General features: G+C 68.8%; 25 protein-coding genes, 1 tRNA gene and 1 pseudogene. 16 read left to right on the forward strand and 11 right to left on the reverse strand.

Annotated elements, in window-relative coordinates:
- From B2869_RS06535 to B2869_RS06550, 4 genes are all read left to right on the forward strand, one after another.
- The coding region (locus B2869_RS06535; protein WP_292764070.1) for a hypothetical protein at window positions 1-1,012 on the forward strand (1,012 nt) is incomplete at its 5' end.
- Window positions 1,012-1,392 carry a ribosome silencing factor gene (gene rsfS, locus B2869_RS06540; protein ID WP_292764072.1) on the forward strand — a complete coding sequence of 127 codons (381 nt, stop codon included), beginning with the start codon at window positions 1,012-1,014 and terminating at the stop codon, window positions 1,390-1,392. The genes B2869_RS06535 and rsfS, both read left to right, overlap by 1 nt.
- A gap of 1 nt (window position 1,393) precedes the next feature.
- A complete protein-coding gene (locus tag B2869_RS06545) occupies window positions 1,394-2,083 on the forward strand; it encodes an SDR family oxidoreductase (protein ID WP_292764075.1) in 690 nt (229 codons plus the stop codon).
- Between the two features lie 138 nt (window positions 2,084-2,221).
- Entirely contained in the window at window positions 2,222-2,506 is a 285-nt protein-coding gene (locus B2869_RS06550) for a hypothetical protein (protein ID WP_021198535.1), read from the forward strand.
- Between the two features lie 106 nt (window positions 2,507-2,612).
- Here B2869_RS06550 and B2869_RS06555 read toward each other — a convergent pair whose 3' ends face one another.
- The 6 genes from B2869_RS06555 to B2869_RS06580 all read right to left on the reverse strand — a co-directional run bounded on the left by B2869_RS06555 (window position 2,613) and on the right by B2869_RS06580 (window position 5,647).
- The gene (locus tag B2869_RS06555) at window positions 2,613-3,263 is read right to left on the reverse strand and encodes a CueP family metal-binding protein (RefSeq protein ID WP_292764080.1); all 651 of its coding nucleotides are present in this window, start codon (window positions 3,261-3,263) and stop codon (window positions 2,613-2,615) included.
- A gap of 70 nt (window positions 3,264-3,333) precedes the next feature.
- On the reverse strand, window positions 3,334-3,939 hold the full coding sequence (locus tag B2869_RS06560; RefSeq protein WP_029260183.1) for a DUF305 domain-containing protein: 606 nt from the start codon (window positions 3,937-3,939) through the stop codon (window positions 3,334-3,336).
- 106 nt (window positions 3,940-4,045) lie between these two features.
- Window positions 4,046-4,519 carry a DUF6153 family protein gene (locus B2869_RS06565; protein ID WP_292764085.1) on the reverse strand — a complete coding sequence of 158 codons (474 nt, stop codon included), beginning with the start codon at window positions 4,517-4,519 and terminating at the stop codon, window positions 4,046-4,048.
- Between the two features lie 65 nt (window positions 4,520-4,584).
- Window positions 4,585-4,782 (reverse strand): hypothetical protein, encoded by a 198-nt coding sequence (locus tag B2869_RS06570; RefSeq protein ID WP_029264977.1) that lies wholly within the window; start codon window positions 4,780-4,782, stop codon window positions 4,585-4,587.
- Window positions 4,783-4,892: 110 nt separating this feature from the next.
- A complete protein-coding gene (locus tag B2869_RS06575; RefSeq protein ID WP_292764089.1) occupies window positions 4,893-5,510 on the reverse strand; it encodes a hypothetical protein in 618 nt (205 codons plus the stop codon).
- Window positions 5,511-5,574: 64 nt separating this feature from the next.
- Window positions 5,575-5,647, reverse strand: a tRNA-Ala gene (locus B2869_RS06580).
- 146 nt (window positions 5,648-5,793) lie between these two features.
- Between B2869_RS06580 and B2869_RS06585 the strand changes: the two genes are divergently transcribed.
- Window positions 5,794-6,864: an NAD(P)-binding domain-containing protein gene (locus tag B2869_RS06585; protein WP_292764092.1), complete on the forward strand. Its 1,071-nt coding sequence runs from the start codon at window positions 5,794-5,796 to the stop codon at window positions 6,862-6,864.
- Here B2869_RS06585 and B2869_RS06590 read toward each other — a convergent pair.
- The gene (locus tag B2869_RS06590) at window positions 6,851-7,873 is read right to left on the reverse strand and encodes a DUF2804 domain-containing protein (protein WP_292764097.1); all 1,023 of its coding nucleotides are present in this window, start codon (window positions 7,871-7,873) and stop codon (window positions 6,851-6,853) included. The genes B2869_RS06585 and B2869_RS06590 overlap by 14 nt on opposite strands.
- A 138-nt stretch (window positions 7,874-8,011) precedes the next feature.
- On the opposite strand from B2869_RS06590, the gene B2869_RS06595 reads away from it, so the two are divergent.
- From B2869_RS06595 to B2869_RS06610, 4 genes are read left to right on the forward strand one after another with little or no spacing between them, the layout of a single operon-like run.
- Complete coding sequence (locus B2869_RS06595) at window positions 8,012-8,803, forward strand: hypothetical protein (RefSeq protein ID WP_292764099.1); 792 nt, start codon at window positions 8,012-8,014, stop codon at window positions 8,801-8,803.
- Window positions 8,800-9,327 carry a hypothetical protein gene (locus tag B2869_RS06600; protein ID WP_292764102.1) on the forward strand — a complete coding sequence of 176 codons (528 nt, stop codon included), beginning with the start codon at window positions 8,800-8,802 and terminating at the stop codon, window positions 9,325-9,327. The genes B2869_RS06595 and B2869_RS06600 overlap by 4 nt, the downstream gene beginning before the upstream one ends.
- A 28-nt stretch (window positions 9,328-9,355) precedes the next feature.
- On the forward strand, window positions 9,356-10,012 hold the full coding sequence (locus tag B2869_RS06605; RefSeq protein ID WP_021198545.1) for an NAD(P)H-binding protein: 657 nt from the start codon (window positions 9,356-9,358) through the stop codon (window positions 10,010-10,012).
- Between the two features lie 20 nt (window positions 10,013-10,032).
- Window positions 10,033-11,241, forward strand: a complete 1,209-nt coding sequence (locus tag B2869_RS06610; protein ID WP_292764106.1) for a glycoside hydrolase family 3 N-terminal domain-containing protein — start codon at window positions 10,033-10,035, stop codon at window positions 11,239-11,241.
- Between the two features lie 3 nt (window positions 11,242-11,244).
- Here the strand turns inward: B2869_RS06610 and B2869_RS06615 are convergent, their stop codons facing one another.
- The 3 genes from B2869_RS06615 to B2869_RS06625 are packed head-to-tail and all read right to left on the reverse strand — an operon-like array spanning window position 11,245 to window position 13,811.
- Window positions 11,245-12,108, reverse strand: a complete 864-nt coding sequence (locus tag B2869_RS06615; protein WP_292764108.1) for a 3-methyladenine DNA glycosylase — start codon at window positions 12,106-12,108, stop codon at window positions 11,245-11,247.
- A 1-nt stretch (window position 12,109) separates the two neighbouring features.
- Entirely contained in the window at window positions 12,110-13,135 is a 1,026-nt protein-coding gene (locus B2869_RS06620; protein WP_292764110.1) for an App1 family protein, read from the reverse strand.
- A gap of 4 nt (window positions 13,136-13,139) precedes the next feature.
- Window positions 13,140-13,811 (reverse strand): DedA family protein, encoded by a 672-nt coding sequence (locus tag B2869_RS06625; protein WP_029260200.1) that lies wholly within the window; start codon window positions 13,809-13,811, stop codon window positions 13,140-13,142.
- A gap of 41 nt (window positions 13,812-13,852) precedes the next feature.
- Here B2869_RS06625 and B2869_RS06630 point away from each other — a divergent pair, with 41 nt between their 5' ends.
- From B2869_RS06630 to holA, 5 genes are all read left to right on the forward strand, one after another.
- On the forward strand, window positions 13,853-15,178 hold the full coding sequence (locus tag B2869_RS06630; RefSeq protein WP_292764114.1) for an anthranilate synthase component I family protein: 1,326 nt from the start codon (window positions 13,853-13,855) through the stop codon (window positions 15,176-15,178).
- A 34-nt stretch (window positions 15,179-15,212) separates the two neighbouring features.
- The gene (gene leuS, locus B2869_RS06635; RefSeq protein WP_373695405.1) at window positions 15,213-17,789 is read left to right on the forward strand and encodes a leucine--tRNA ligase; all 2,577 of its coding nucleotides are present in this window, start codon (window positions 15,213-15,215) and stop codon (window positions 17,787-17,789) included.
- Between the two features lie 112 nt (window positions 17,790-17,901).
- On the forward strand, window positions 17,902-18,516 hold the full coding sequence (locus tag B2869_RS06640; RefSeq protein ID WP_292764122.1) for a helix-hairpin-helix domain-containing protein: 615 nt from the start codon (window positions 17,902-17,904) through the stop codon (window positions 18,514-18,516).
- Window positions 18,513-20,840 (forward strand): ComEC/Rec2 family competence protein, encoded by a 2,328-nt coding sequence (locus B2869_RS06645; RefSeq protein WP_292764125.1) that lies wholly within the window; start codon window positions 18,513-18,515, stop codon window positions 20,838-20,840. The genes B2869_RS06640 and B2869_RS06645 overlap by 4 nt, the downstream gene beginning before the upstream one ends.
- Before the next feature lie 61 nt (window positions 20,841-20,901).
- Window positions 20,902-21,939, forward strand: a complete 1,038-nt coding sequence (gene holA / locus B2869_RS06650) for a DNA polymerase III subunit delta (protein WP_292764127.1) — start codon at window positions 20,902-20,904, stop codon at window positions 21,937-21,939.
- Window positions 21,940-22,040: 101 nt separating this feature from the next.
- Here the strand turns inward: holA and rpsT are convergent, their stop codons facing one another.
- Window positions 22,041-22,301, reverse strand: coding sequence for a 30S ribosomal protein S20 (rpsT, locus tag B2869_RS06655; protein ID WP_017830351.1), 261 nt, complete (start codon window positions 22,299-22,301; stop codon window positions 22,041-22,043).
- Window positions 22,302-22,523: 222 nt separating this feature from the next.
- On the opposite strand from rpsT, the gene B2869_RS06660 reads away from it, so the two are divergent.
- Window positions 22,524-23,903, forward strand: coding sequence for a glycoside hydrolase family 1 protein (locus B2869_RS06660; protein WP_292764134.1), 1,380 nt, complete (start codon window positions 22,524-22,526; stop codon window positions 23,901-23,903).
- A pseudogene (locus B2869_RS06665) lies at window positions 23,900-24,166 on the forward strand (MFS transporter); the annotation flags it as partial. The gene B2869_RS06660 and the pseudogene B2869_RS06665, both read left to right, overlap by 4 nt.

The raw sequence follows: 24,166 nt of genomic DNA on the forward strand, positions 1-24,166 counted from the left end.
GCCCGCGCCGACCCCTGTGTCCGACGACGTCAGCGGCGATGCGCCGTTGACGCGCCGCCAGGCGCGCGAGCTCGAAAAGGTGCGCACGGCTTCGGTGCCCGTGATCGCCGGAGAGCAGTCCGAAGAGGCAGCGGCCGAGCAGCCAGCCCCCGACGCGCCGGCGGAACCGGCCGACGGGGAGTCCGCCACGACGCATGACCCCGCGGAGATCGTGTCGGGGGTCCCGAACTTCACACGGAACGAAGAGCCGGGCGACGCCGACGATGATGATGTCGACGACGAGGTCACCGTTGCTCCCGTGCGTGCATCCGTCGTCGCGGATTCCGTGGGAGACGTGCCGCTGGAGTCCGTCGATGGCGCCGGCGGCGAGTCCGACGAGGACGACGATGACCTGGCTTCGGCTCTGGGCCTTCCGGACGAGAGCACCGGTGATCCCGACGTCGACGGCGACGACGTGCTCGCAGATGTCGGTGACGCCGATGACGCCGACGGCGAAGACGCGGCCCGCCCCACCGTGAACCCCGCTTTCGGCGAGGGAATCCTCGCCGATGCTCCCGACCCGCACGCCCCCTTCCGCCCGTCGTTCGACGAGCTGCTCACCGTCGGCGATTCGACCGGGTCGCAGCACTCCGCACCGAACGCCCTGATCTTCACGCCGTCCCCGGGCGAGGGCTCACTCTCCGGCCCTGTCGCCTCCACCGGTGAGATCCTCGTCACAGGGTCGTATGAACTGCCTCAGGGCATGGGCTCGCAGGGCCACGCCCTGGGAACCACCGACGGCAAGGACGTCGACGCCGTCCTCATCGATGGCGAGCTTCCCCCCGCGTCGTCGCCCACGCCGATCGCCGCCAGCTCGGCGGTCAGCACCATCAAGCCCGCCGGCGAGGTGATCCGTCCGCCGGCGCCTGAGAAGGGCAACCGGCTGATGATCACCCTGGCGATCGTCGCCGGAGGCCTCGCCCTCGCTGTCGGTGTCGTCGTCATCATCGCCATCACCACGAATGTGTTCTGATGCAATCACCTGAAACTGCCGAAGAGATGCTGCGTCTCGCAGCACAAGCCGCCATCGACAAGGGTGGTGAGGATCTCGTCGCGCTCAACGTCTCGGAGCCGCTTCCGCTCGTCGACATCTTCCTGCTCGTCACCGGTAACAGCGAGCGCAACGTCGCCGCGATCGCCGATGAGATCGAGGACCGCCTGATCGAGTCGGGCCACAAACGTGTTCGGCGCGAAGGGCGTGCCGAGGCCCGTTGGGTACTGCTCGACTTCGGCGACCTGATCGTGCACGTCTTCCACCAGGAGGAGCGCGTCTACTACGGACTCGAGCGCCTCTGGAAGGACTGCCCCGTCGTTCCGATCGACGTGGTCGAGCCTGCCGCAGACTTGGGCTGAGATGGCCACGCACCTGATCACCGGTGCGGGTTCCGGTATCGGCGCGGTTCTCGCTCGCCGGCTCCTCTCCCGCGGCGATGACGTGGTGGTGCTGGCCCGCGACGTCGGGCGTGCTCGGCAGATCGCGGCCGCGCTGCCCGGAGCATCCGTCCTCGTCGGCGATCTCGCCCAGCCGGGGCGATTGTCGTGGGCGCTGTCGAAGCAGCACCTGCCCGACCGGATCGATTCGCTCGTCCATGTCGCCGGCGTGGTCGATCTCGGTGACGTCGCAGACCTCGCTCCCGCGTTGTGGGAGCAGCAGCTGGCCGTGAACCTCGTGGCTCCCGCCGAGCTCACGCGCCTCCTCCTGCCCGTCCTGCGCGTGTCGCAGGGACAGGTCGTGTTCGTGAATTCGGGGGCGGGTCTGCGTGCCAACGCCGGGTGGTCGGCCTACGCAGCATCGAAGCACGGTCTCCGAGCTCTCGCCGATGCTCTTCGAGCCGAGGAGGCCGCACACGGTGTGCGCGTGACCTCGATCTATCCCGGTCGCACGGCCACTCCCATGCAGGAGCGTGTGCACCAGCAGGAGGGGCAGGACTACGACGCGGAGCGTTTCATCACCCCCGACGCCGTCGTCACGACCATCCTCACCGCCCTCGACCTTCCGCGCGACGCGGAGATCACCGACCTCACGGTACGACCGGGACGCTGATCCGGCGCGTCGGAGTCAGTCCGCTCCGTCTTCCGGTCGAAACCCGCGACGGCACCCTCCGCGCGTGGTGTCAAGGGGCTTCCCAGTGCACGATCTGTGGCGCACTCTCTAGGGAGAGAGAGTCCTGGAGGGCCCCACATGTCTGAACTTCCGGATCCGCGTTTCATGCTGAATCGCATCACGGCGTCGGAATGGGTGATCAACGACCTTCGATACTCGCCCAACGACCCGCGCCATGTCGTCGCGTGCGTGTACGAACTCGCCGAGACCGAGGTCGAGGTGACCTGGCTGCGTGACCTGCCACTCGCCACGCGTTATGGAACCGCGTTCGAGGTGCTCGAGGATGTCGAGAGAATGCGTGGTTCGAGCAGGGCCACACGTCCGATCTCCATTCCCCATCGGCCGCCGCTGCTGGCGACCTAGTCGTCCCGCGGCACGGACAGCGAACGAAGAAGCGCACCTCCTCGATCTCCGAGGGGGTGCGCTTCCTCCATGCCGCGCTGCGGAGCTCAGTCGGCCACGTGCGGGATCACAGCAGCTGCAGATCGGTCACGCACGTGCGATCGTCCGGCGACGTGGTCGACAGCGGCACGGTGCCCGTCAGGCCGGCGCTCTCGACGGTCAGCGTCGCCTCGATTCCCCGAGGCACCCAGACGCCGGTGAACCCGTTGTCGTGGGTGCGGCGCATCTCGTCGATGAGCACCGTCCCGTCGTCGGCGGTGAGGACGATGCGCATCTCGGTGTCGGAGAGCTCGCCGACGCACGTCGTGAGGCTGTGGAAGTGGCACTCATGGGTCTGTTCGCGGAATGGTGCGACCGAGATGTACACCGCGTCGTCGGGCATCGGCAGCCTACTCTCCCGGCCGCTGGTGTCACGCAGCAGGAGCGCGTCGGGTTCGACGGATGCGAGGAGATCGTCCGGGCGGTCCGCCACGGGCATCGCGTCGAGTCGTTCGATCACCTCGCCGACGTCGAGCCCGGCGAGGTCGTGCGCGGCGAGCAGGGCCCGCGCCGACGCCACCGAGTCGACGTCGGCGGGGGAGACGGCGGGCGCGCATCCGGCCAAGGCGATTCCGGCGACGGCCAACGCGGCGAGCCCTGCGGACAGCCTCCGTCGTCGACGTGATGCGGCAACCGACGGAGAGGCGGGAGACGTGGTGGAGGGGAGGGGATGGTTCATGGGGACGGTCCTTCGTGCGAGGTGGGGCCGGTGCGGGCGGGGATACGCCGACACCGACCCCGGAGTGGGTTCAGAGGGTGGAGAGGAGGTCCTTCATCTCCTGGATCTCCTCGGTCTGCGCGTCGATGATCGTCTGGGCGAGTTCGATCGCTTCCGGATCGCTCCCGCCGTCGACCTCCGCCCGCGCCATCTCGACGGCTCCCTCGTGGTGCACGATCATCTGGTCGAGGAACAGGCGCGACGCTTCGGGACCATCGGCGGAGCGGAGCGCGGCGAGGTCGTCGTCGCTCATCATCCCGTCGCCGTGGTCCATCCCGTTCGCGTCGCGGTCGTCGGAGCCGATGCCCCAATCGTCCAACCAGCCCTCGAGCTGTTCGATCTCCGGGCCCTGCGCGGCCTTGATCCGCTGGGCGAGTTCGGCCACCTCGGGGTCGATCCCCTCCACACCGAGCACGATGTCGCTCATCTCGATCGCCTGCTCGTGGTGCACGATCATCATCGAGGCGAACATGACGTCGGCATCGTTGACGTCGGCATCGCTCATGCCGGCCGATGGTGACGACGAGCTGTGGTCCATGCCGGGCATGGAAGCGTCGTCGGTGCCGGTCGCGCAGCCGGACAGCAGCAGAACGGCGGACAGGGTGAGTGCGGCGGTTGCCGCAGCACGAATCTTCATGGGTGTGTTCTCCAAATACGCATAGTCGTTGCGCACACGCCGGACGGCGGCGCGCGAGGGTGAGAGGCCTGGAGCCGTGGCGCGAGAGCGCGGGCTCGACGGCTGCTCAGGTGCGACTGATGCAGAGAACGTGCAGAGAAGGGGCGCGGGGGAGGACCCGCGCGGTCAGGACCTCGAGAAGGGGCGAGCGGAGGAGTATTGCCGTCCAGCCGCGAAGCACTCCGGGCGCGAGGAGGAGTACGAGGGCGAGGAGGAGCGCGAGGACGCACATCATCGCCATGCCGGCGTGATCATCGGTGCCACAGCCTGCGCAGGACATCGCGGTCGTGCCGGACGGGTCTTCGGACGGGTGCGCCTGCACCTGTGCTGTGCCGTGATGCGCGGATACCGGCTCGGACACGGTCGTGGCCGCGGAAATCGCCGCCGCCGGAGTGTCGGCCGCCGCAGTGCCGTGCAGATTCAGGGTGTGCATCCCCAGCAGCCCCAGGATGACTGCGGCGACGAGGAGCACGCCCGACAGCACACCCCGGAAGACGCTCGATGAGCCTCTTCCGGACCACGTCGCCGCCACCGGTGCCATGAGAGCAAGTCTACGGGGCGCGGGTGACGGCGACCGGTGCGCTGCGGGCCGGCGAGGGTGTGCGGTCAGACGTCGGGGCCGTCGTCGTGCTCGTCCGCGCCGGCAGCGACGCGGTCGGCTTCGGCGCTGTCGACGAGCGCGTCATCGACATCCGGATCGAGAACACGCTCGCCGTCGACCTCCCTCGTCGGCACACCCGTCGGGTCGGTCGGGTCGTCGTCATGGGGGAGCGGGGGAACCGGGGGAATGATCGGGTTCGACATGATCGCATCCTTTCGTCGAGATGGGTTCACGGTAGAACGCGGGGCGTGCGGTCGGAATCGGGTTGACGCTCGTGCAGACGCGCGCTAGCGAGGCTGACCCGGCGCGGTCATCAGGCAGGGCGAGGGTGATAGACCGATTGGGCCTCTACGGCTGCGGTGCCGAAATCACCGTCTGCATTGATGACGTGGCCGCGAGCCAGCGTGAGTCCGGTGGCCCGGCCTCGTCCTTTGAGCACGGCGCCGCGCAGGTCAGGATCGGGGTCGCGGTGACTCCCGCCGCTCGCGAGCGCGACGTTCACCGCCGTGACCTCGCCGAGGATCTGCGATCCATCGCCCAGAGTGGAAGCGCCGGCGAGGTCGATCCTCCCGATCAGACGCACCCGGTTGCCGATCGTGATCACGGAATCGGAACGGTTCGCGAGCAGAGCCACCGCATGCGGGCCGAACTCGTTGTCGGTGCCGATGCTCACGCGTCCGCCGCCGGTCGCCTCGATTCGGGTGCCCTCGAAGAAGCGGTTGTCGTCACCGATGAGGAGAGCGCCGGGGTCGGCGTCGATGCGGACGTTCGGACAGAACACATTGCCGGTCCCGATCTCGGCGTGCGCGGAGAGGAGGGCCGAGAAAGGATCGAGGAAGACGTTGAGGTCGTCCGCGATGAGCTGGCTCACCGTCCGATATCCCCGCGACGCACGCACACGATCCGCGTAGCCCAGGGGCGTGTGCGTCATGGTGCCTCCTGGTCACTTCCGCGTGAGACGAAGAAAGCCCCCGGAGAACCGGGGGCTTTTTCTGTGGACCTGAGGGGACTCGAACCCCTGACCCCCTGCATGCCATGCAGGTGCGCTACCAGCTGCGCCACAGGCCCAGACGCTGTTCCGGACCAGCCGGAGCAACTTGAAAAGAGTACTACACGAATCGACGCGAACACCAATCGGGGAGGGCATCCCGGGCGCGTCACCGTGGAGTGCGGTGGGGAGGAACAAGCGCGCGGCGCCGGGCGTTGAAACCGGCGTGAGCATCCTCGACAGTCTGGTGATCGGCGCAGGGCAGGCCGGCCTCTCGGCATCCTTCCACCTCTCGAGGCTGGGTATCTCGCATGTGGTTGTCGACGCCGACGGACAGCCCGGCGGCGCCTGGCAGCACCGGTGGGACGCGCTGACCATGCGCGATGTGCATGGCGTCGCCGAACTGCCCGGCGACACGCCGCCGCCCCGCGACGGTGCACGCGCCAACGAGGCCGTGCCCGCATACTTCGCGCGATACGAGAAGACGCACGAGCTCCCGGTGCTCCGCCCCGTGCGCGTGGAGCGCGTCGAGGACGTCGACGGCCGTCTCGTCGTACGGGCGGGTGAGGGGGAGTGGATGACCCGCACCCTCGTGAATGCGACCGGCACGTGGACGCATCCGTTCCTCCCGCACTTCCCCGGTATGGAGACGTTCGTCGGTGAACAGCTGCACACCGTCGACTACCCGGGGCCCGAGCACTTCATCGGCAAGCGGGTGCTCGTCGTGGGTGGGGGAGCGTCGGCCGTGCAGTTCCTCGGGGCACTGGCGCCGATCACCGACACCCTGTGGGTGACCCGGCGCGAACCGGTGTGGCGCCATGACGACTTCACGCCGGAAGCGGGAGCCGCAGCCGTCGCCCTCGTCGAGCAGCGCGTCGCCGCCGGTCTCCCTCCCGAGAGCGTGGTCAGCGTCACCGGACTCATGCTCCGCCCACAGGAGCGGGAGGCCGAGCGCCTGGGCGCCTACGCCGACCGTCGCCCCCTGTTCGAACGGATCGAACCCGACGGCGTGCGCTGGGCCGACGGCAGCTTCGAGCAGGTCGACGTCATCCTGTGGGCCACCGGCTTCCGCCCCGCGATCAGTCACCTCGCCCCTCTGCACCTGCGCAGCGCGGCCGGGGGCATCCAGCTCGACCGGAACGGTCGAGGTACGACGGCGGTCGCAGACCCCCGCGTGCAGTTGGTCGGCTACGGGCCGTCGGCGAGCACGATCGGCGCCAATCGTGCTGGTCGCTCGGCGGCGAAGGGAGTGCAGCGCGCGCTGCAGTCTGCAGGCGTGCGCATCACCAGCGGTTGAGCACCTCCTCCGCGAATCCCTCGATGCCGTCGACGCGCACCCGCGTTCCGTTCTCGTCGCGCGCCCAGCCGGTCCAGACACCGAACAGTTGATCGGTCCGGCTCGAGATCACCAGCGCGTTCGTGTGCGAGTGCTTGTCGTAGAACGGGGTGAACACGAGGTCGGCGCTCGTCCCATGCACGTGCCACGGACGCATGAAATGCTCGGAGTCGTAATCCCACACGAGTTCTTCACTGATCTTCGACAGCCGCCCGTCGACGAGCAGCGCGTTCTCCGTGGCACCCGAGCCGTCGGTCCACTTCGCACCGAGCTGCAGCCCGATGACGCGGCCGTCGACGACACCGCTGGCCGCAGCCCAGTTCCAGCGCACGCGATACGGCCAGCGCCCGCGTCCGTGGTCCAGTACGGCCCAGCTTCCGGCCGGCACCTCGTGCGCCGCTCCGTCCACCGTCACTGTCCCGGTGGCCGGGCGTGCGACATCTTTGACCGTGTACTGGAAGCGGGGGATCTCGTCGCCGAGGCGCCACGGCACGACGACACCGAGGGACTCGTGTGCCTCCGGACGACCGGCCAGCAGGTCGATCGAGACGCGGGGAGTGGAGGCGCGCAGACGTGTTCCGTCGAAGGTCTCGTCGATGTCGACGGTGATCCGACGCGTGCGCGCTCGGGTGGGCCCCGCGCCGAGAGACGACGGGAGCGTCGCGCTGCGCCCTCCCGGCGAGATCACGGTCGTGCCGATGTCGTCACCGGTCGCGCGATCGAGCACCCACAACTCGTGCAGAGCCATGTAGTCGACGCACGAGACCGTGACGGCGACGATGTGCGACGGCGTCATCACGTTCCAGTACTCCCACCGCTTGTTGCGCCCCCAGTGGCCGCGGCCGGGGATACCCGAGGTGTCGTGAACCGGTGCGCGCGACCAGCCGAGAGCCTCCCGGTTCAGCATCCCGGTGGGCGTGGTGAGAGACACGTGCGCGGTGATCTCGCGCTCGATCAGCGGTGTGGGCATCGTCGTCCTGCTGTCGGGAGGAACACCGTCTCGGGTCGGTGTCGTTGCCCCGAGTGTAGAGGACCGGGCGACGAACGGCGGGGGTCCTGTGGGAAAACCGTGTTCGGGCCGAGATCGGCTCCTGGCTACGCTGAGGGCATGCTCCGCATCCTGTTCTTCGTCGTCTGGCTGCTGCTGTCCGCCTGGCTCGTGGTCTGGGTCGGGGAGGGGCTGTTCGGCGTCGATCAGAGACAGTCGATCCTTCCCTTCTCGGGGGAGGACACACTGGGCGCTCCGATCATCATCGGGGTCGCGTGGGGGCTGCTGCTGACCTTCGGTGGGATGCTCTCCGGTCTCGGGCGCCGCAAGAGGGTGCGCGGAGAGACGCAGATCGGAGTGGGCACGATCGTCGAGGTGGCGCGCACCGGTCTCACCGTCAACGACGTGCCGCAGTACGACCTGTTCATCCGGGTGACACCGAGCACCGCAGAGGAGTTCATCGCGCAGCTGCGCATGCTGGTCGACGCCTCCGATCTCGCCGGCCTGCAGATCGGGCTCCCGGTACCCGTGCAGTACAGCCTCACGGACCAGGACACGGTGGAGCTCGCCGACCTGAACGACCCCACGGTGCGAGACGCGATGCTGCAATGGCGGATCGAGCGGGGGCTGATCGATCCGCGGCAGGTGCGGGCGCGCACGAGCGGCACCCCGGTGACGGCATCCGTGCTCGAGGTGCGACCGACGGGGCGGCGTCGTGAGGGGCAGAGCGAGCTCGCCCTGCGCGTGCTGATGGCGCCGGAGGGAGCGGCGACCTGGGAAGCGGACACCACGGTCTTCGTGTACCCGCAGGCCATTCCGCACCTGCAGGTCGGAGCCCCGGTCTGGGCGTTCTATCGGCGTGAGGATCCGCAGACCGTCGCAGTGACGATCGAGAAGGAGGAGGGGCGATGAACCCGATGGACACGCTCATCTGGCTCGTGAACTTCCCGGCGTCGCACGGATACGCGATGGTGTTCATCGCCGGGTTCTCGATCCTCGGCCTGTTCGCGCTGTCGGCACGGGGCGCGATGCCCGGCGGGGAGCTGCGGGCCATCCGCGAGCGGGAGGGGCTGCTGCGTGCGGATCAGCGTCCGCGCGGCCGTGTCGGGGGAGGAATCATGCGCATCGGCGCGCGCATCCTCGCTCTCCTCATGCTGGCCTGCCTGGTGATCGGTATCCTCAGCCTCACCGGCGTGCCCCTCACCCGTGCGTACATCTACGACAACGGCCGACCGACGGCGGCGACTCTGGACGGCGATTGGGTGACGTTCACGACGGCCGAAGGCGTCGAATACACGCTGGAGAGCAACTTCTTCACCCCCGCTGTGTATCCCGACCGCGACGCGTACATACCCGGCGGTCAGCTGATCGTCGTGCGCTACCTTCCGAGCCATCCACAGGCGTTCGTGATCGACAGCGACCAGACCCCGCGCTGAGTGCGGAGGGGGCGCGTAGGGTGAAGGCATGTCGCGAATCATCGTCTTCGGCGGCCACGGCCGCATCGCCCTCCTGCTCGCGCCGCTCCTCGTCGCACGGGGAGACGAGGTGACCGGGGTGATCCGCAACCCTGACCATTCCTCCGATGTCGAAGCCGGCGGTGCGAAAGCGCTCGTCGCCGACATCGAGAACATGGATGTCGAGGCGCTCGCCGAGATCATCCGCGGTCATGACGCCGTCGTCTGGTCGGCCGGCGCCGGTGGCGGATCGGCCGAACGCACCTACGCGGTCGACCGCGACGCCGCGCAGCGTTCCATGGACGCGGCAGAACGCGCGGGCGTCCGACGGTACGTGATGGTGTCATGGCTCGGGTCCACCGCTGATCACGGTGTGCCGGAAGGCGACTCCTTCTTCCCCTATGCAGACGCGAAGTGGGCTGCCGACGAGCACCTGCGTGGCACCGGTCTGGAGGGCACGATCCTCGCGCCGGGCACGCTCACCTTCGACGATCCCACCGGTCGGATCCAGCTCGATCCGGACGGTCGTGGAGCTGTCGCGCGTGCCGACGTCGCTGCCGTGATCGCTGCGTCCCTGCACGAACCGTGCACGGTCGGCCGGACCATCCGCTTCGGGAACGGCGACGCCGACTCGGCGGTGCCGATCGCCGAGGCGCTGTCCTGCTGAGACACGCCACTTCGCGCGACATGGAGAATCGGCGCCGGGGACGGACGGCGAGCGCACTCGCGCTCGCCGCGGTGATGGGGCTCTGCCTCTCGTCGGCCGCCTCAGCGTCGGCGGTGGGCGCACCCTCGACGTCGGGCATCCCCGAGTCCACGGTGTCGAGCAGCGGACCGGAGCGGCTCACCGCACGTGCGAAGGCGCGGGTGCAGCAGATGTCCGTGGCGGAACAGGCATCGACGGTGGTCATGGGGCACGTGGCAGGAACGGACCCGTCCGCCCTCCGGTCCTACATGGAGTCCGGACTGGGAGGATTCATCCTCATGGGGGCCAACATCCCCGCGACCGAAGCGGAGTTGCAGGCGCTCACGGCCGCGCTGACGGTCGACCCCGGCCTGCCACCGCTCATCGCCGTGGACCAGGAGGGCGGCTTCGTCTCCCGACTGCGCGGTGACGGCTTCCCTGCCTCCCCCTCCCTGAAGGGGCTTCCGGTCGCCGAGACGTCCGCAGCGTTCACGGCGCGGGGCTCTCTGGTGGCGCGAGCGGGCATCACCGTGAACTTCGGAACGGTCGCCGACTACACGGACGATCCCGGCTCGTTCATCCACGGTCGCGCGCTCGGCACAGACTCTGCCGCGGCGGCGGAGCGCGTGGCGGCGGCAACCGTCGCGCAGGAGCAGTTCGTCGCCTCGACCCTCAAACACTTCCCCGGCCACGGCGCGGCTCCGGGAGACTCGCATCACGCGATCCCGAGCACCACGATGGGAATCGAGGAATGGCGCGCCACCGCGGCCGTGCCGTTCGCCGCCGGTATCGACGCCGGGGCCTCGCTGCTGATGTACGGGCATCTCGCTTACGCGGCGGTCGATCCGCTGCCGGCATCCCTCTCGCCGCGGTGGCATGAGATCGCGAGAGACGAGCTCGGCTTCACCGGGGTGGCGGTGACCGACGACCTCGGCATGCTGCTGTCTTCAGGAGATCCGGCCTATGCCGACCCGGTCGCGAACGCGGTGGCGGCGATCGCTGCGGGGAACGACCTCGTGTTGATGGTCGCGGGGTCCGACGCGCAGACAGCCGGGTCGATGGTCGCCGGCATCGCAGCGGCGGCCGAAGCGGGGACGCTTCCGCCCGAGCGGCTCGAGGAGGCGGCGACACGCGTGATCGCGCTCCGGATGCAGAGCGCCGCGGCCACCGCCCGCTGGTCGATCTGCGAGGACTGCGAACCGGTGGGCTGACGCTCAGGCCGCCTCGCGAGCTCCGTCGCCGAGCCAGGCGTTCAGCAGCGCTGCGCGCAGAGCGGCACCCCGGTCCGCGAACGCTCGCTGCCGACGGACGTACTCGGCCTTACCCTCGGTCGTCTCGATGCGGACCGGGGCCACGTCCCATGCCGAGAGATCGTACGGCGCGGCCTGCATGTCGAGCAGTCGGATGTCGCGGGCGAGCTCGAACGAATCCAGGAGGAGTTCGCCGGGGATGAGGGGCCCGAGTTTCGTCGCCCACTTGTACAGGTCCATCCCCGCGTGCAGGCAACCGGGCTGCTCGAACAGGGGCTGGTCGTCGCGGCTCAACGGTGTGCGGTTGCGGGGGACCGCTTCGGGGGTGAAGAAGCGGAATGCGTCGAAATGGGTGCAACGCAGCTCATGATTCTCGACGACGGCATCCGTGCCCGCCTGCCCGAGTCGCAACGGCACCGCGTGGCGATGCTCGTCCGCGCGGTACACCATCGCCCATTCGTGCAGGCCGAAGCAGCCGAACTGTCCGGGGCGGGATGCGGTGCGGCGGAGCATGCGCTCGATGAGCGCGGCCAACTCCGTCTTCTCTGCGCCGAAAGTCGCCGCATCCGGCACGACGCTGCCGGGCGATCGTCCTGGGGAGTACCACCGCCAGTCGCGGCGTTCCGGCGCATCGGCGAGTTCGACACCGGCCCCCGGATGCCATCGACGCAGGTGCGCGGGCTTGTACGAGTAGTAGGTGAAGAGGAAGTCCCACACCGGATGCTTCTCCGCCCGCGTCGCCCGTTCGCGGTGCGCCGCGGTGAGGGCGTCGGCTCGTTCACGATGCGCCTCCTCGCGGAGGGTCCAGTCCGGGCGGGCGATGGTCATGTCAGTGCAGGATGCCGGCTTCGCCGAGCAGATCGCGAAGACCGGCGCCGTCCTCGGCGCTCACCCACGGAGCGGCATCTTCGGAGTGCGGTTCGTGACCGGTGCGTCCACCGGCGAGCACGGCCTCGGCGGGAAGCAGACGACGGATCGCGACGCCGGCGACGGAATCGGGGTACTCGTCCATGAACTGGCTGTAGATCGACTCGTCGTGCTGGCCGTCGTCTCCGATCAACAGCCATTTCACGTCGGGGAACTCGGTCGCGAGGCGACGCAGGTTCGTGAGCTTGTGTTCACGCCCGCTGCGGAACCACCGTTCGTGAGTGGGACCCCAGTCGGTCAGGAGCATGGAGCCGGCGGGGAAGAGGTGGCGACCGAGGAAGCGCCACAGAGTGGGGGCGACATTCCACGCACCGGTGGAGAGGTACACCATGGGTGCACCCGGGTGCTGGCGGAGCAGCTGGTCGAGGAGGACGGCCATCCCCGGGACGGGAAGGCGTGCGTGCTCGTCGAGCACGAAGGAGTTCCAGAAGGCGATGAAGGGACGAGGCAGTGCCGTCACCATCACGGTGTCGTCGACATCCGACACCACGCCGAACGAGGTGCCCTCGGCCACGATGAATGCCCGAGCCTCCACTGGCGCCTGACCCTCGACGGAGAACGTGAACGTCTGCCAGCCGGGTTCCAGATCGACACGGATCATGGCATCGACCACGCCGCCGCGGTCGGCCGCGACTTGGTGAGTGGTCTCGCCGAAGTGCACGCTGACAGCGGCGAATCCCACCGGGATGCCGACGAAGCTGCGCCATCCGCGGACGCTGGCGGGTTCACCGTCTCGGGTGCGACGCTGCGGCGGGACGATCAGCACCCGGCCGACGACGCGGACCCAGCCCGGACCACCGTAGCCGGGGAAGGGAAGGATCGTCGCGACACGGCCACGACGGCGCGCACGACCTTCACGCCAGACATGGAAGCGGTGTTCGAGTCGGGCGAACCAGTGGATCCGGGGGGCTGGGGGAGCCGATGCCATTGCCTCAGTCTTTCACGTCGGCGTCGGCCTCTGCCTCCGGGGACTCCAGGTGACGGGCTTCGATGCGCTGCAGCAGCTTCTTGCCCAGGAAAGCCAGAAGCAGGAACAGGGCGATCACACCGACGAAGATGTACCCGGCGAAGTGCACGCGATCGACCAGCTCGCGGAAGCTGCCGGCGGCGAGCGACGTGACACTCACATAGGCGGTGGCCCAGAGGACACAGGCGGGAGCCGTCCATGCCAGGAACTTGCGGTACGGGTACTCGCTCATCCCGACGGTGAGGGGAACCAGAGAATGCAGCACGGGGAGGAAGCGGGAGAGGAAGATCGCGATCCCCCCTCGGCGCTCGAGATAGTTCTCGGCACGCACCCAGTTGTGCTCGCCGATCCGCCGCCCCAACCAGGAGACGCGGATGTGCGGGCCCAGCCAGCGTCCCAGCCAGAACCCGATGCTCTCACCGATCAGCGCGCCGATCACGACCGCGACACCCATCGCGATGCCCTCCAGGGGAGTGGCGACACCCATGGACGCGATGATCACGATCGTGTCGCCGGGAACGATGAGACCGATCAGGATGCTCGTCTCCAGCATCACGGCGAGCCCGGCGATGAGCGTGCGGGCGACCGGATCGATCGACTGCACGGTGTCGAGGAGCCAGATCAGGAGGTCGTCCACCCCATGAGGATACGGGAGCCACCCGGTCCTAGGCTGGAAAGGTGCCCGAACAGCTGAGTGCTCGTCCGCTTCCCGACTGGGTGGAGCCGTCGTCGGTGTTCGGGATGCTGGAAGCCGGGACCGCCGGTGTGTTCTGGCTCGACGCCGGGGCTGACGCGCTCACCGGATGGAGCTTCGTCGGGACGGGGGAGCGCTCGACGCTTCCGCGCGAGGTGCGCGTCGACGTCGTCGCTGCCCACCCTGAGCTGCCGCCGTTCACAGGGGGCTGGGTGGGGTGGCTCGACTATGAGAGCGGTGCCGCCGCCGCCGGTGCACCGGTCGCGGGTCCGGAAGACGGCTCGGGCGGTTCCTGGCTGCGTGCCACCCGCGTCGTCGCCTTCGACCACGACATGCAGCGCGTCTGGGCGCTCGGGGTGGAGAGCGACGTCGAGGACTGGGCCGCAGATATCCGGGCACTGGTGGGGGTCCCGGAAGCCGTGCCCTCCTCGATGAGCGACCCCGACCACCCGCCGCGTATCGCCGTCGCCCGACACGACCCCGGCGAGTACGCCGCACTCATCGAACGCTGCCGCGATCTCATCCGTGCGGGCATCGCCTACCAGCTGTGCCTCACCACGCGCTTCACCGTGGCCGGCGCCCACGACCCGATCGAGGTCTATCGTCGGCTCCGCGACGCCACGCCCGCCCATCATGGCGGATTCCTGCGCATCGGCGATCGCACCCTGTTGAGTGCCAGTCCCGAGCAGTTCCTCCATGCCGCGGGCGGAGTCATCCGTACCCGTCCCATCAAAGGCACCAGGCCCCGAAGCATCGATCCCGTCGAAGACGCCGCGCTCGCCGCGGAACTGGCGACGGACCGCAAGGAGCGCGCCGAGAACGTCATGATCGTCGACCTGATGCGCAACGACCTCTCGCGGGTGTGCGAGCCCGGGAGCATACGTGTGGAGGGTCTCTGGGTGGTCGAGAGCTATCCCGCCGTGCACCAGCTGGTGAGTACCGTGAGTGGGCGGGCGGCCGAGGGGACCACGGTCGAGGCCCTGCTCGAGGCGGCCTTTCCCGCCGGCAGCATGACCGGGGCTCCGAAGCTCTCGGCGATGACCCGGCTGCACGAGCTGGAGGGCGGGCCTCGCGGCGTGTACGCCGGATGCTTCGGGTACATCGGTGACGACGGAACCCTGGATCTGGCGATGGTCATCCGCAGCATCGTGATCGAAGGGGAGCAGGCTGTGGTCGGCGCCGGCGGAGGGATCACCTGGGGGTCGATCGCGACCTCAGAGGTCGCCGAGGTCGCGACCAAGGCGAGGGCGCCGCTTGCTGCCCTCGGTGCCGGAATGCCCGTGCCCTGGCGTTCCGATATCCTGAACTGATCCCGCTTTTTCCACCAGATTGGTTGTGCGTTCGTTGTCTGAGAACCTGTCCACCGCTCCTGCCGACGACGAGACCCCGTCGGCGCACGCCATCCAGAACAAGTGGCAGAAGTACTGGGCGGACAACGGCACGTTCCTCACGGGCGGCGACGACGACACCCGCCCGCGCCGGTACGTGCTCGCGATGTTCCCGTACCCGTCCGGCGACCTGCACATGGGGCACGCCGAGAACTACCTCTACTCCGACATCGTGGCCCGTTTCTGGCGCCACCGCGGACACAACGTCCTGAACCCGATCGGCTGGGACTCGTTCGGGCTGCCCGCCGAGAACGCGGCGATCCGGCAGGGTGCCGACCCTCGGGACTGGACGTATCAGAACATCGCGCAGCAGAAGGTGGGCTTCGAACAGTACGGCGTCTCGTTCGACTGGAGCCGCGTACTGCACACGTCCGACCCCGAGTACTACCACTGGAACCAGTGGCTGTTCCTGAAGCTGTACGAGCGCGGGTTGGCCTACCGCAAGAAGAGCCCGGTCAACTGGTGCCCGAACGACCAGACGGTGCTGGCGAACGAGCAGGTCGTCGACGGACGCTGCGATCGCTGTGGTGCGGAGGTCATCAAGAAGAAGCTCACGCAGTGGTACTTCCGGATCACCGACTACGCGGACCGTCTGCTCGACGATCTGAACCAGCTCGAGGGATTCTGGCCGCACAAGGTGCTGCAGATGCAGCGCAACTGGATCGGACGCTCCGTGGGCGCCGACGTCGACTTCCTGATCGAGGGGCGTGAGGAGCCGGTCACGGTGTTCTCGACGCGCCCTGACACGCTGCACGGCGCGACGTTCTTCGTGGTCGCACCCGATTCCGACCTGGCGTCCGAGCTCGCTGCCGGTGCTTCCGATGACGTGCGTCAGCGCTTCCAGACGTACCTGGAGCAGGTGCAGAAGGAGACCGACATCGATCGGCAGTCCACGGACCGCCCGAAGACCGGTGTGTTCCTCGAGCGCTATGCGATCAACCCCGTGAACGGCGAGAAGCTGCCGGTGTGGGCGGCGGACTATGTGCTGGCCGACTACGGTCACGGTGCCGTCATGGCGGTTCCTGCGCACGACCAGCGCGACCTGGACTTCGCTCGTGCGTTCGACCTGCCCGTCAAGGTGGTCGTCGACACGACGGCTCCCGTCACGGGCGCGATGCCGGTGATCGAGGTCGACGACGAGGGCGTGCCGATCGACACGGGCGCCGCGCTCGAGGAGCAGAGCCCCGCCACCACGGGCGTTGCACTCACCGGCGAAGGCCGCATGATCAACTCCGGTGCACTCAACGGGCTCTCCAAGCGCAACGCCATCGCGCGTGCGATCGAGCAGTTGGAAGCGACCGGAACGGGTCGTGCCGCCAAGAACTACCGTCTGCGTGACTGGCTGATCTCGCGTCAGCGCTTCTGGGGCACGCCGATCCCGATGCTGCACGCCGAAGACGGCGGCATCATCCCGGTTCCCGAGGACAAGCTCCCCGTGAAGCTGCCGAGCGTCGAAGGACTCGACCTCAAGCCCAAGGGCACCTCGCCGCTGGGCGGTGCCGAGAGCTGGGTGCGCACGACCGACCCGCAGACGGGCGACCCCGTGCTGCGCGACCCCGACACGATGGACACGTTCGTCGACAGCTCCTGGTATTTCCTGCGTTTCCTCTCGCCGAACAGCGACACGGTGGCTTTCGATCCGGCGCAGGCGGCGCGCTGGGCACCGGTGGACTCGTACATCGGTGGTGTCGAGCACGCGATCCTGCACCTGCTGTACGCGCGCTTCATCACGAAGGTCCTGTTCGACATGGGGCTGATCGACTTCACCGAGCCGTTCTCGAACCTCATCAACCAGGGCATGGTGCTGCTCGACGGGCAGAAGATGTCCAAGAGCAAGGGCAACCTGGTGCTCTTCCAGGAGGAGCTCGACGCCCACGGCGCCGACGCCCTGCGTGTGGGGCTGGCGTTCGCCGGTCCCGTGGAGGACGACAAGGACTGGGCCGACGTCTCGACGACCGGCGCCCAGAAGTTCCTGGCGCGCGCGATGCGCATCGCCGGTGAGGTGTCGAGCCCGGTCGACGTGGTGTTCGACGGCGGTGACTCTGCGCTGCGACGTGCGACGCACAAGCTGCTCGCCGAAGCGCCCGCTCTGGTCGAGCAGACGAAGTTCAACGTGCTGGTCGCGCGCCTGATGGAGCTCGTGAACATCACCCGCAAGACGATCGACGGTGCCGCCGGCGCGGCTGACCCCGCCGTCCGCGAAGCCGCGGAGACGATCGCCGTGATGCTCGACCTCATCGCTCCGCACACGGCGGAGGAGATGTGGGAGATTCTCGGACACGAGCCTTCCGTCGGCCTGGTGACGTGGCGTTCCGCCGACCCGGCACTGCTGATCGAGGACACGATCACCGCCGTCGTGCAGGTGGGCGGCAAGGTGCGCGCCCAGCTCGAGGTCTCGGCGCGTATCGGCGAGTCGGAGCTCGAGGCTCTGGCCCGCGCCGACGAGCGCGTGATCCGGTCGATCGGCGACCGCGAGATCGTGAAGGTCGTCGTGCGTGCTCCGAAGATCGTGAGCTTCGTCGTCAAGGGCTGATCGACGTACGGGCTGATCGCCTGTCCTCCACGGAAGTCTCCTCGCACGGGGTTGTCCCCGGCAGGGGCGAATCCCGCCCGGCCGGACGATCGACCCCGCCTAGCGTGGCCGGATGGAATCTCCGCAGGCACCCCTCCCACCTCGGCGCCGACTGCGTCTGAGCATCGGAGCGGCGGTGGTGCTGGCTCTCGTCGTGCTGTCGGCTGCCGTGGGACTCGGGATCATGCGGGGGCAGGCCGCGCCTGTCGAATCGGTGCCGCTCGAGGACACGAGTACGGGAACAGGCGCAGGCCCCGAATCGACCGATGACCTTTACGTGCACGTTCTCGGCGCTGTCGAGAAGCCCGGACTCTATGTGCTCGATCGTGACGCACGGCTCGTCGATGCGCTGGCGGCTGCAGGAGGAACGACCGTCGAGGCCGACCTGGCCGCGGTCAACCTCGCTCGAATGCTCGAAGACGGAGAGCAGGTCGTCGTGCCGACAGCCGGGGCCTCGGCGGGTGGGCCCGGCGAAGTGGCACCGCCACCGGACGATGAGCGGATCGACCTCAACGCCGCGGATCAGGCGGCGTTGGAGACGCTCCCGCGTATCGGTCCGGCACTCGCGGAGCGGATCATCTCCTGGCGGGAGGAGAACGGCCGATTCTCCTCGGTGGATGACCTCCTGGCGGTTCCCGGCATCGGGGAGAAGCTGGTCGCGGGCCTGCGCGACGGGGTCAGGGTGTGAGGGGACGAGACCTCCGGCTCGCGCCGCTCGCGCTGGCGGTGTGGTGCGTCGCGCTGCTGTGTGTGCTGTTCCCTGCGGTCGCGTGGGGGTGCGCCGCCGCGTGCGGGCTCGGGGCGGTAGGCGTACTGGCATCGGTCGTGCACCGTCGAAACCGCCAGGGGGAGTCCGGAGCACGCGGGGGCCTCGTCGTCGTCGTGCTGGCCGCGATGGCGGCTGCGGCGGTATCGGTCGGGTTCGCCGTCCCCGAGCGGGAAGCGGCGAAGGGGTGGGACGCTCGCGTGGTCGAGGTCACGGCCGAGGTGACGTCCTCCGCATCGATCGGACGCGATGGGCGGCTGTGGTTCGAGGCGGTGACGTCGACGCTCGGGCCACCAGGTCGTGCGGTGGCCTTCGCGGCCCCGGTGCGCCTGGGGGTCGTCCCGGCCGAGGGCTTCGACCTCGGCGCGACGGTTCGGGTCGTGGGCGAGTCATCGGCGACGGATGCCGTGGAGCGCTCAGCGTTGGTCGTCTTCGCGAGCGACGCCGAGGTCATCTCGCCCGCGCCTGGTGTCTTCGGTGCGGCGGCGACGATCAAGAGCGTGTTCGTCGAACGGTCTCTACGCCTGCCGGAACCGGGCAACGGGCTGCTTCCCGGACTCGCGGTCGGCGACACGCGCGCCGTCACCGCCGAGCTGAACGACGACATGCGCACCAGCGGGCTCAGTCACCTCACCGCGGTCAGCGGAGCGAACTGCGCGATCGTGGTCGGCGCGATCTTCTGGCTGACGGCACTGTGCGGAGGAGGCCGCCGGTTGCGTGTCGTCCTGTCACTCGTGGGCCTGGCCGGGTTCGTGGTTCTGGTGACTCCCGAGCCGAGTGTGATCCGGGCGGGGGTGATGGCGGCCGTGGGGATGCTCTCCGTGCTGTCGGGGAAGCCGAGCGCCGGGGCCGGGATGCTGTCGCTGTGCGCCACAATCATTCTGGTTGCGGACCCCTGGCTCGCGGCGACGCCGGGGTTCGCGCTGTCGGTCGTCGCCTCGGGTGCGTTGATCCTGCTCGCCCCACCTCTGGCGCGCGGCTTGGCTCGGGGGATGCCGCGCCCCGTCGCGCTCGCTGTCGCGGTCCCGCTCTCCGCGCAGCTCGCGTGCGGCCCGATCATCGCCCTGTTCGCGGAACAGCAGTCGTTGGTCGGTATCGCCGCGAACCTGATCGCGGGGCCCGCAGCCCCGGTCGCGACGGTGATCGGGCTCCTCGCCTGCCTCGCCGCTCCGTTGCCGATGCTCGCTGACCTGCTGACGGCCTCGGCGTGGCTTCCCGCGGCGTGGATCGCGACGACCGCGACCACCACGGCCCAGCTGCCGGGCGCGCAGGTCCTGGTACCGCCAGGCCTCGGCAGTGCCCTGGTGGTGGCGGTGGTGAGTGCGGCGATCGCCATCGTGCTGATGCGTGCTCGCGCGTATCAGCCGGGCTCACGTGTGGAGCGGGCGGCTGCCTGGGGACGTCGCGGTGCGGCGGTGATCGTCGTCGTGGTGCTGTCGCTCGCCGGTTCTCGTGCGCTTCTCGACGGCCCCCTCGCTACGGCGACGACCCCCGACGCCTGGGCCGTCGCGGCGTGCGATGTCGGGCAGGGTGACGCGGTGCTCGTGCGCTCGGCGACCCAGGTCGCTTTGATCGACACGGGGCCGGAGCCCCAGCCACTGGCCTCATGTCTGCGGTCGCTCGGCGTCGAGCGCATCGACCTTCTCGTCCTCACCCACTTCGACCTCGATCACGTCGGCGGGGCTGAGGCGGTGCGCGGTCGTGTCGACGTGGTCATGCACGGTCCGATCGCCGAGGATGCCGATCGACGTCTCCTCGATGACCTCGTCGATGGAGGCGCACGCGTCCACGCGGCGTCGGAAGGCCAGCAGGGGATGCTCGGCGAGGCCGCCTGGCGTGTGCTCTGGCCGCTGCGCCAATCCGCTGCCTTTCCCGATGGCAACGATGCGAGTGTGGTGATGGAGTTCGAAGGGGGAGAGGTGCCCCGCTCGATCTACCTCGGCGACCTCTCGGCCGTGCCCCAGCGCATGCTGCAGCGCACGGCGAGGATGATGCCGTACGCCGTGGTCAAGGTGGCGCACCACGGCAGCGCCGACCAGGATCCCGGTCTGTACGAGGCGATGCGGCCCCGGGTGGCGCTGTTCAGCGTCGGAGCGGACAACGACTACGGGCACCCTCGTTCCGAGACCCTCGATCTCCTGGCGGCGACCGGTGCACATGTGCTGCGAACCGACGACCGGGGGCGCATTCTGCTCGGTCTTCGCGACGGCGAACTGCAGGTCTGGACGGAGAAGCCTGCCGGATGAGCCGCTCGGATCAGCCTCGAAGGAGCGGAACCATGTCGGCGACCGCCGGTAGGCTGGATCCATGGCAGCTTCGCGAACCCCTTCCCGCGGCGGCGCGAAGCCCACCAAGATCCCGCAGGTCTCCTGGCGTGAGCCGCACCCCGCTCCGATCGTGCTCGTGTCGGGCCCGGAAGAGGTCTGCGCCGAGCGCGCGATCGCCGGCGTTCGCGACTACCTCCGTGCCGAGGACCCCGCGCTCGAAGTGAGTGACGTGCGGGCCGATGATTATGCGCCCGGAACGCTGCTCTCCCTCACATCGCCGTCCCTGTTCGGGGAACCGCGTCTCGTCCGCGTCTCAGGCGTGGAGAAGTGCTCCGATGCCTTCATCCAGGAAGCGGTGTCGTATCTCGACAACCCGCAGGAGGGCGCGACCGTCATCCTTCGCCACACGGGCGCCAGCGTGCGAGGCAAGAAGCTGCTCGACGCTGTCCGTGCCGGGAACGGCGGCGGTATCGAGATCGCCTGCCCTGCCATCAAGCGCGACAGCGACCGAGTCGACTTCGCCGCCGGCGAGTTCCGCGCGGCGAAGAAGCGCATCGCGCCTCCGGCTCTTCGAGCCCTGGTCTCGGCCTTCGCCGACGACCTCACCGAGCTCGCCGCGGCCTGCCAGCAGCTCCTCGGAGACGTCGAGGGCGACATCTCCGAAGACATCGTCACCAAGTACTACGGAGGTCGGGTCGAGGTGTCGGCGTTCGTCGTCGCCGACACCGCCATCGCCGGACGCTACGGCGAGGCTCTCATCGCCCTCCGTCATGCTCTCTCGTCGGGCGCCGACCCGGTTCCGATGGTCGCGGCCTTCGCCATGAAGCTCCGCACCATGGCACGAGTCGCCGGCAACCGCGAGCCGAGCCGCCAGCTCGCTCAGCGTCTGGGGATGAAGGATTGGCAGGTCGACCGCGCACGCCGCGATCTCGCCGGCTGGAATGAGCGGTCACTCGGAATGGCGATCCAGGCCACTGCCAGGGCCGATGGCGAGGTCAAAGGTGCGGCACGCGACCCGATCTTCGCGCTGGAGCGCATGGTCACCGTGATCGCCACTCGTCAGCCGTTCGGCGAGTAGTCGAGCGAGAGCGGTCAGTCGGCTCCGACTGCGGAGACGCTCCGAGGCAGCAAGAAGGCCCGCCCCGACGAACGGGACGGGCCTTTCTCAGAAGCTTCAGCTCAGAGGGAAGCGACCTGCTTGGCGAGAGCCGACTTGCGGTTCGACGCCTGGTTCTTGTGCAGGACACCCTTGCTGACGGCCTTGTCGAGCTTGACGGCAGCCTTCTTCAGGGCGGCCTCTGCGGCGGCCTTGTCGCCGGCGGAGACGGCCGTGCGAGTGGTGCGGATGACCGTCTTGAGCTCGCTCTTCACGGCCTTGTTGCGCTCGCGCGCCTTCTCGTTGGTCTTGTTGCGCTTGATCTGCGACTTGATGTTTGCCACGTGTGGACGCTTTCTGTACAGGAGTGTTCGGAATGCCGGCAGCAGAAGAGGGCTGCTGCACAGCGGTCGTGAGGGAAGAACCCACACGCAAGCCAAGAGCCGAGTCTACCAGCAGAGGGGCTGTTGACGCGAAACGACGAGGAGAATGCGAGACGCAGTCGCGCATTCGATGGTACCGGGTGCAGAATCATCACTATCTCGACACTGATGTCAAGGAGCCCCATGACCCCCGCGTTCCCTCGCCTGTCTGCGCCTGCCGGGCTCCGCTGGTCCGCCGCGACCTCAGCGTTCCAGATCGAGGGGTCGCGCCCCACCGGGATATCCGGTCGTTCCATCTGGGATGACTTCCTCGAGAGACCGGGAGCGATCGTCGACGGATCGACGGCGGATCCCGCGTGCGACAGCTACCGGCGCCCCGAGGATGATGTCTCCCTTGCGGCGGGCCTGGGTCTCGACCGCTACAGGTTCTCGATCCCGTGGGCTCGCGTGCAGCCCGACGGCCTCGGCCGCGGTGACGCGTCGGCCCTCGATCACTACTCGCGCCTGGTCGATCTCCTCCTCGATGCCGGGGTCGTCCCGTTCCCCACCCTGTTCCACTGGGAGATGCCGAGTCTCATCGAAGCAGGCGGCGGCTGGCTCGAGCGCGATACCGCGGAGCGCTTCGCCGACTATGCGGCCATCGTGGCTGATCGTCTCGGCGACCGGGTGCAGCACTGGTACACCCTGAACGAGCCCGTCATGATGACGCTCCAGGGATACGCGGTCGGCGCGCTGGCGCCAGGGAAGCAGCTCCTCTTCGGCGCGCTGCCGACCGCTCACCATCAACTGCTCGCCCATGCTCGCGCGGCAGGCGCACTGCGGGAGCGTGGTGCCGCATCGGTCGGACTGGTCAACAACCACACTCGGGTCCTGCCGCTGGGCGACACCGCCGCAGACCGCCAGGCCGCAGCGGTCTACGATCTGATCCACAACCGGATCTTCAGCGAGCCGCTCCTCGCCGGTTCCTACCCCGATCTGGAAGCCCTGGGACTGCCTGCGATGCCCGTGCAGGACGGCGACCTCGAGGCCATCGGCCGCTCGATCGACTTCTACGGCATCAACTTCTACAACCCGACCACGGTGAGCGCCGCCGAGCAGGAGAGCCCGATCCCGTTCGACATCGTGCCCACTCCGGGAGTCCCGGTCACCGGGTTCGGTCCGCAATGGCCGATCATGCCGAGCGCGCTGCGCGATCTGCTGATCGACCTGCACACCCGGCATCCGCAGATGCCGCCCGTGATCATCGGCGAGAACGGTGCCTCGTTCCCGGAACCCGAGCGCGCCCTCCGCGTGGATGACGCCGATCGGATCGCCTATCTGGCGGGACACATCGCCGCTGTAGGGGAGGCGATCGACGCGGGGGTGCCGGTGGAGGAGTACACGGTGTGGTCGCTGCTCGACAACTGGGAGTGGGCTGACGGCTACACTCAGCGCTTCGGACTCGTCCACGTCGACTTCGAGACGGGGGAACGGACCCCCAAGGCGTCGTACGACTGGTACCGCGGGATCATCGAGAGCGCGCGGACGGATGCGACCGCTGCCACGGCGGAGGCGGCGAGATGACCGAAGCGACCGGAAGGCGCCCGGTCCGCGCGGGCGCGCGCTGGATGTCGCTGTTCACGCTCGCGTGGCTGGCGATCTGGACCGTGCAGCTCACGCCAGTGCAGCTGCTCCTGCCGCTGCAGCTCGACACCCCGCAGGACGACTGGATCCGGGGTGTCGTCTCCTCGGGACTGGTTCTCGGAATCGGCGGGCTCGCCGGGATCATCGCGGGACCGGCCGCCGGCGCGCTCTCGGACCGCGCGGCTGCGGGCCGCCACCGTCGG

It is taken from the genome of Microbacterium sp. UBA3486, assembly GCF_002377845.1.
GTDB lineage: Bacteria > Actinomycetota > Actinomycetes > Actinomycetales > Microbacteriaceae > Microbacterium > Microbacterium maritypicum_A.

Bases quoted from the DNA above. Each gene is read 5' to 3' on its own strand.
- B2869_RS06660 (WP_292764134.1), top strand. From the start codon at position 22,524: ATGACCCCCGCGTTCCCTCGCCTGTCTGCGCCTGCCGGGCTCCGCTGG.
- B2869_RS06595 (WP_292764099.1), top strand. From the start codon at position 8,012: ATGCTCCGCATCCTGTTCTTCGTCGTCTGGCTGCTGCTGTCCGCCTGG.
- B2869_RS06550 (WP_021198535.1), top strand. From the start codon at position 2,222: ATGTCTGAACTTCCGGATCCGCGTTTCATGCTGAATCGCATCACGGCG.
- B2869_RS06590 (WP_292764097.1), bottom strand. From the start codon at position 7,873: ATGCCCACACCGCTGATCGAGCGCGAGATCACCGCGCACGTGTCTCTC.
- holA (WP_292764127.1), top strand. From the start codon at position 20,902: ATGGCAGCTTCGCGAACCCCTTCCCGCGGCGGCGCGAAGCCCACCAAG.
- B2869_RS06600 (WP_292764102.1), top strand. From the start codon at position 8,800: ATGAACCCGATGGACACGCTCATCTGGCTCGTGAACTTCCCGGCGTCG.
- B2869_RS06570 (WP_029264977.1), bottom strand. From the start codon at position 4,782: ATGTCGAACCCGATCATTCCCCCGGTTCCCCCGCTCCCCCATGACGAC.
- B2869_RS06555 (WP_292764080.1), bottom strand. From the start codon at position 3,263: ATGAACCATCCCCTCCCCTCCACCACGTCTCCCGCCTCTCCGTCGGTT.
- B2869_RS06560 (WP_029260183.1), bottom strand. From the start codon at position 3,939: ATGAAGATTCGTGCTGCGGCAACCGCCGCACTCACCCTGTCCGCCGTT.
- B2869_RS06565 (WP_292764085.1), bottom strand. From the start codon at position 4,519: ATGGCACCGGTGGCGGCGACGTGGTCCGGAAGAGGCTCATCGAGCGTC.
- B2869_RS06640 (WP_292764122.1), top strand. From the start codon at position 17,902: ATGGAATCTCCGCAGGCACCCCTCCCACCTCGGCGCCGACTGCGTCTG.
- rsfS (WP_292764072.1), top strand. From the start codon at position 1,012: ATGCAATCACCTGAAACTGCCGAAGAGATGCTGCGTCTCGCAGCACAA.
- B2869_RS06620 (WP_292764110.1), bottom strand. From the start codon at position 13,135: ATGGCATCGGCTCCCCCAGCCCCCCGGATCCACTGGTTCGCCCGACTC.
- B2869_RS06615 (WP_292764108.1), bottom strand. From the start codon at position 12,108: ATGACCATCGCCCGCCCGGACTGGACCCTCCGCGAGGAGGCGCATCGT.
- B2869_RS06605 (WP_021198545.1), top strand. From the start codon at position 9,356: ATGTCGCGAATCATCGTCTTCGGCGGCCACGGCCGCATCGCCCTCCTG.
- B2869_RS06545 (WP_292764075.1), top strand. From the start codon at position 1,394: ATGGCCACGCACCTGATCACCGGTGCGGGTTCCGGTATCGGCGCGGTT.
- B2869_RS06610 (WP_292764106.1), top strand. From the start codon at position 10,033: ATGGAGAATCGGCGCCGGGGACGGACGGCGAGCGCACTCGCGCTCGCC.
- B2869_RS06575 (WP_292764089.1), bottom strand. From the start codon at position 5,510: ATGACGCACACGCCCCTGGGCTACGCGGATCGTGTGCGTGCGTCGCGG.